Raw genomic sequence first — 4,573 nt, forward strand, 5'->3', positions numbered from 1 at the left:
GTCCACGCGCTCAATCGCGACATCCGCGCATGGATCGAGACCTGGAACAACGAACCACGGCCCTACGTCTGGACCAAGACCGCCGACCAGATCCTTGACTCCATCGCACGCTACTGCACGCGAATTAGGGACTCAGGACACTAGTCCTGCGACCACATCCCGATCTCCTCCAGGTGCGCGATGAGCCGGGCGCCGCTGTCCAGGACGTGCTTGCGGGTCTCGGCCATCGCGGCTTCGACGTCGCCCCGGTGCAGCGCCCGCAGGAGCTTCTTGTGCGAGCGGACGGCTCCGAAGCGCCACTCGGCATCCGTGGAGTAGAAGTGCTGCGGCAGGTACACCGAGACGTTGCGCAGCAGCCAGGACAGCTTGCGCGACTGGGCGACGAGGTTGATCGCGCGGTGGAACTCGTACTCCAGCCGCTCCAGCTCCGCGGCGTCGGCGGCCTCGGCGGCGCGGAGGAGGTCGTCGTTGATCGCCGTGAACCGCTGCACGTCCTCGGCCGTGAGCCGGAGCGTGGCGCGGCCGACCAGCGTGCACGCGAGATCGGACTGGACCGCGAACATGTCCTCGACGTCCTGTCGCGACAGTGGCTGCACCACGTACCCGCGGCGCGGTTCGAGCTCGACCATGTCCTCCCCGCGCAGCGCGGCCAGCGCCTCGCGCACCGGGGTCACGCTCACCCCGAGGTCCGCCGCGATCTGGTCCAGCCGCAGGAACTCCCCCGCGCGGACCTCACCCGACGTGATCATGTTGCGCAGGTGCGCGGCCACCTCGTCGGCCAGCTGGGGCCGGCGGGTGAGACCGGATCGCGGCATCTTGCCCTCCTTCTGTCAGATATAGGATATTGGATAACGAGGAGGCTGGCGATGACCGGATACTGGCTGCGCCGGATCGAGCGGTGCGACCCCGAGCGGGACCACCAGGAGATCTACCGCATCTCCATCGGCTTCGAGTTCCCGTGGGACTACCAGCGGGCCCTGGAGTTCGCGCTGTTCCGCACGTACTGCGTCCCGAGCATCTCACACCTGCTCGCGGCGACGGGCGAGTTCGAGAAACGGCCGCAGAAGCGCTATGACGACACGGCCGTGCTGATGGCGGAGCTGGCGGAGCACGGGTACGACTCGCCGCGCGGGCGGGAGGCGCTGAGCACGGTGAACCGGATGCACGGCCGGTACCGCATCAGCAACGACGACATGCTGTACGTGCTGTCGACGTTCGTCTACGACCCGATCGACTGGATCGACTCGTTCGGCTGGCGGCCGCTGCACGAGAACGAGCGCCAGGCGGCGTACTTCTACTTCCGGGAGGTCGGCAGGCGGATGGGGATCAAGGACATCCCCGGCGACTTCGACGCGTTCCGCAAGTTCAAGGACGCCTACGAGGAGGCGAACTTCGTATATTCGCCGGACAATCACCGGATCGGGCGGTACACGCTGGACCTGTTCTGCGTGTGGTTTCCGAAGCCCCTGCGCCCGGCGGTGGCGATGGGCGCCAAGAGCCTGCTCGACGACCGGATGCTCGCGGCGTTCGGGTTCCGCCCGAGCCCGGCGTGGGTGGACCGCGCGGCGCGGGCGGGACTCCGCGCGCGGGCCGCGGTGGTGCGGCTGCTGCCGCCGCGCCGGAAGTCGAAGCTGCTGAACTCGAAGGTCCGCAGCTACCCCGGCTACCCGAAGGGGTACTCACCGTCGGACCTCGGAGCACCCGAACCACCGGCGGACATCGACCCAGCCCTGCTGCGGCGCCGTGCGCGCTGAGATTCGGTAGCCGCGCGCAGGCGGCCTGGCCGGTCACATGTGACCTGTATGCCGGAAGCGGCTCGCGGGACTGGGAGCCGCTTCCGGCATATATCAGGTACGAGTGGGCAGGCGTCCTCGACCTCGGGACGAGGTCGGGCAGTTCCGGGAGGCGCTTCCCGGATTCCTGAGTGACTCAACTCCACCAGCGGCCCTGCGAACCAGCGGCCACCCCACCGCATCCTCGGCCACCGCGCTCAGTCCCGGTACAGCGCCTCGATCTCGTGGGCGAACCGGTCGTGCAGTACGCGGCGCTTCAGCTTCAGCGTGGGCGTCAGCTCGCCCGACTCCGGGGACCACGCCTCGGGCAGGATGGAGTGCTTCTTGATCTGCTCGGCGCGCGCCAGTTGGCCGTTCACCGCCGCGACGAGCTTCGACATCTCCTCTCGCACCGTCGGGTGGCCGGCCAGGTAGGCGAGGCTCCCGCTGATCCCGCGCGCCTTCGCCCAGGCCGGGGCCGCCTCCTCGTCCAGGGCGATCAGCGCCGTCAGGTACGGCCGCCCCTCCCCGACCGCGACCGCGTGCCCCACCAGCGGGTGCGCCTTCAGCAGCCCCTCGATCTTGGTCGGCGCCACGTTCTTGCCGCTGGAGGTGATGATCAGCTCCTTCTTGCGGTCGGTGATCGTCAGGTAGCCGTCCTCGTCGAGGTTGCCGATGTCCCCCGTCGCGAGCCAGCCGTCCGCGTCGGTCACCTTCTCGACCGTGCCGTCGGCCCGCAGGTACCCGGAGAACACGATCGGGCCGCGCACGAAGATCTCGCCGTCCCCGGCGATCCGCAGCCCGACCCCGGGCAGCGGCCGCCCGACCGTCCCCGGCTTCGCCGCGCCCGGGATGTTCGCCGTGGCACATCCGGTGGTCTCGCTCATCCCCCACACCTCGTGCACGTCGATCCCCGCGCTCGCCAGGAACTCCCGCACCGGCGCGGGCAGCGGCGCCGAACCGCTGCCCGGCCACTGCAGCCCGTCGAGACCGAGCTGCGTCAGGATCGCGCCGCGCTGGTCCTCCGGCGTCGCCGCGAAAGCCGCCTGCAGCGCGGCCGCCAGCTTCTCCCACACCCGCGGCACTCCGAAGAACGACGGCGGCCGCACCCGGGCGAGCGTGGTCACCGCCTGCGCCGGCTCCGGGCAGATGTGCACGTGCGACGCCTTGTACAGCGCGCGATAGATCGCCAGTTCCCGCTCGGCGATGTGCGCGAGCGGCAGGTAGGCGATCGTCGGCGCGTGGTCGGCCATAGGCACCAGCCGGTCCAGCGCGACGGCCTCATATATGACGTTGTAGTGCGTCAGGACGACGCCCTTCGGATCGCCGGTGGTGCCCGAGGTGTACATCATGCCGACCGGCTCGTGCGGCTCGATCGCGTCGGTGAACCCCTCGAAGGCGGCCGGGTCCGCCCGGTGCGCCGCCGTGCCGCGCCGCAGCACGTCCGCCCAGTGCACGAACCGGCTGTCCCCAGGCAGCTCGACGTCCTCCAGCACCACGACGTGCCGCAGCGCCGGTAGATCACCGAGGACGGGGCGCCACCGATCCAGCTCGGCGGCACCCTCCAGGACGACGACCGTCGCGGCGGAATGCCGTGCCACATATCTGATCTGCTCGGTGCTCAACGTGTGGTAGGCGGTGCACGGCAGCGCTCGCAGGTGGGCGGCGGCGAGGTCGGTGACCCAGTGCTCGGGGCGGCTGGACATCATGATCAGCAGGCGCTCGCCCGGCGCGAGACCCAGCCGCGCCAGGCCGTGCGCAAACCCGGCAACCTGGTTCCGCAGGTTCGACCAGGTGACGGTGTCCGCGGCGGTGGTCAGCGCGGGCTCGCCGGCGAACCGTTCGGCATTCCGCCGCAGCAGCCCGGGGACGGTCAGCTTGGCGGCCTCCGCCGCACACTCCTGCGCAAGGTCCATGCTCGCTCCTCGTTGATTCGCATAACCGGCGTTACGTATCATGCGTTACGTAACAGTGGTTATGGAAGAGGGTGCGGGACGATGGCACGGCGAATTCGCGATCCGCAGTCGCGCGACCAGCTTGTCGACGCGGCGTGGCGGCTGGTCGCCGCCCACGGCCCCAACGACACCACCCTGCGCGCGGTGGCCGCCGAAGCCGGCGTGACGACCGGTTCGGTGACCCACTACTTCGCCGACAAGGCCGAGCTGATGGGCGCGGTGCTGCGGCACAACGCGGCGGTCGCCTCGGCGCGGGTGCTCGCCGCGATCGGCTCCAAGCGCGGGCTGGCCGCCGCCGAGGCCGCGACGCTCGCGCTGCTGCCGCTGGACGAGGTCCGGTTCCGCTGCTGGCAGATCTGGCTCGCGTTCTGGTCGCACGATCCCGGGCAGGTGCGGGAAGGCGGGTTCGGCGAGGGCTACCGCGACTGGGCCGAACGGGTGGAAGCGCACCTGGCCGAGGCCGTCGAGGACGGGGAGTTACCGCGCGGACTGGATCTGCGGTACGAGGTGCACGTGCTGGGGACGCTCGTCGCCGGGACCGGGCTGCTGGCGGGGTCCGATGAAATTGGGCGGGCTCGGTTGCGGAAGCGCGCGAAGCGGGTTTTTGGGGAGCATTTCGCTGGGTTGGCTGCTCGGGTTGGGGTGGACGTGTAGGCGCTACGCGCGTGTTTGCGCTGCGCGCGGCTGGAAGCGCCGGCTTCGCTTCGCTACGCCCGGATCTGCCCCTCCCGGACCCGATCTTTCAGTGTTCGGTTGCCGAGAAGCGGCGTCAAGGCTGGAAAGAGTACCTTGACCCCGCTGCTCGGCAACCGATGTGGGCTGGGGATCGGGTGCGGGAGGGGGAGT

4 protein-coding genes and 1 pseudogene are annotated in these 4,573 nt (G+C 70.0%); 3 read left to right on the forward strand and 2 right to left on the reverse strand.

Features of this window, described 5'->3' with window-relative positions; all coding sequences use genetic code 11:
- Positions 1-144 (forward strand): annotated as a pseudogene (locus D0D28_RS35040) (IS630 family transposase); the annotation flags it as partial.
- On the opposite strand, the gene D0D28_RS35045 reads toward D0D28_RS35040, so the two are convergent.
- Complete coding sequence (locus tag D0D28_RS35045) at positions 141-815, reverse strand: GntR family transcriptional regulator (RefSeq protein WP_116115492.1); 675 nt, start codon at positions 813-815, stop codon at positions 141-143. The pseudogene D0D28_RS35040 and the gene D0D28_RS35045 sit on opposite strands and share 4 nt — an antisense overlap.
- Before the next feature lie 51 nt (positions 816-866).
- On the opposite strand from D0D28_RS35045, the gene D0D28_RS35050 reads away from it, so the two are divergent.
- Positions 867-1,754 carry an oxygenase MpaB family protein gene (locus D0D28_RS35050; RefSeq protein ID WP_116115494.1) on the forward strand — a complete coding sequence of 296 codons (888 nt, stop codon included), beginning with the start codon at positions 867-869 and terminating at the stop codon, positions 1,752-1,754.
- Between the two features lie 236 nt (positions 1,755-1,990).
- On the opposite strand, the gene D0D28_RS35055 is transcribed toward D0D28_RS35050, so the two are convergent.
- Positions 1,991-3,688 carry an AMP-dependent synthetase/ligase gene (locus D0D28_RS35055; RefSeq protein ID WP_116115496.1) on the reverse strand — a complete coding sequence of 566 codons (1,698 nt, stop codon included), beginning with the start codon at positions 3,686-3,688 and terminating at the stop codon, positions 1,991-1,993.
- Positions 3,689-3,769: 81 nt separating this feature from the next.
- Here D0D28_RS35055 and D0D28_RS35060 point away from each other — a divergent pair, with 81 nt between their 5' ends.
- Positions 3,770-4,381 (forward strand): TetR family transcriptional regulator, encoded by a 612-nt coding sequence (locus tag D0D28_RS35060; RefSeq protein WP_116115498.1) that lies wholly within the window; start codon positions 3,770-3,772, stop codon positions 4,379-4,381.
- Positions 4,382-4,573 lie beyond the last annotated feature (192 nt).

It is taken from the genome of Amycolatopsis ruanii, assembly GCF_003385175.1.
Lineage (GTDB): Bacteria > Actinomycetota > Actinomycetes > Mycobacteriales > Pseudonocardiaceae > Amycolatopsis_E > Amycolatopsis_E thermalba.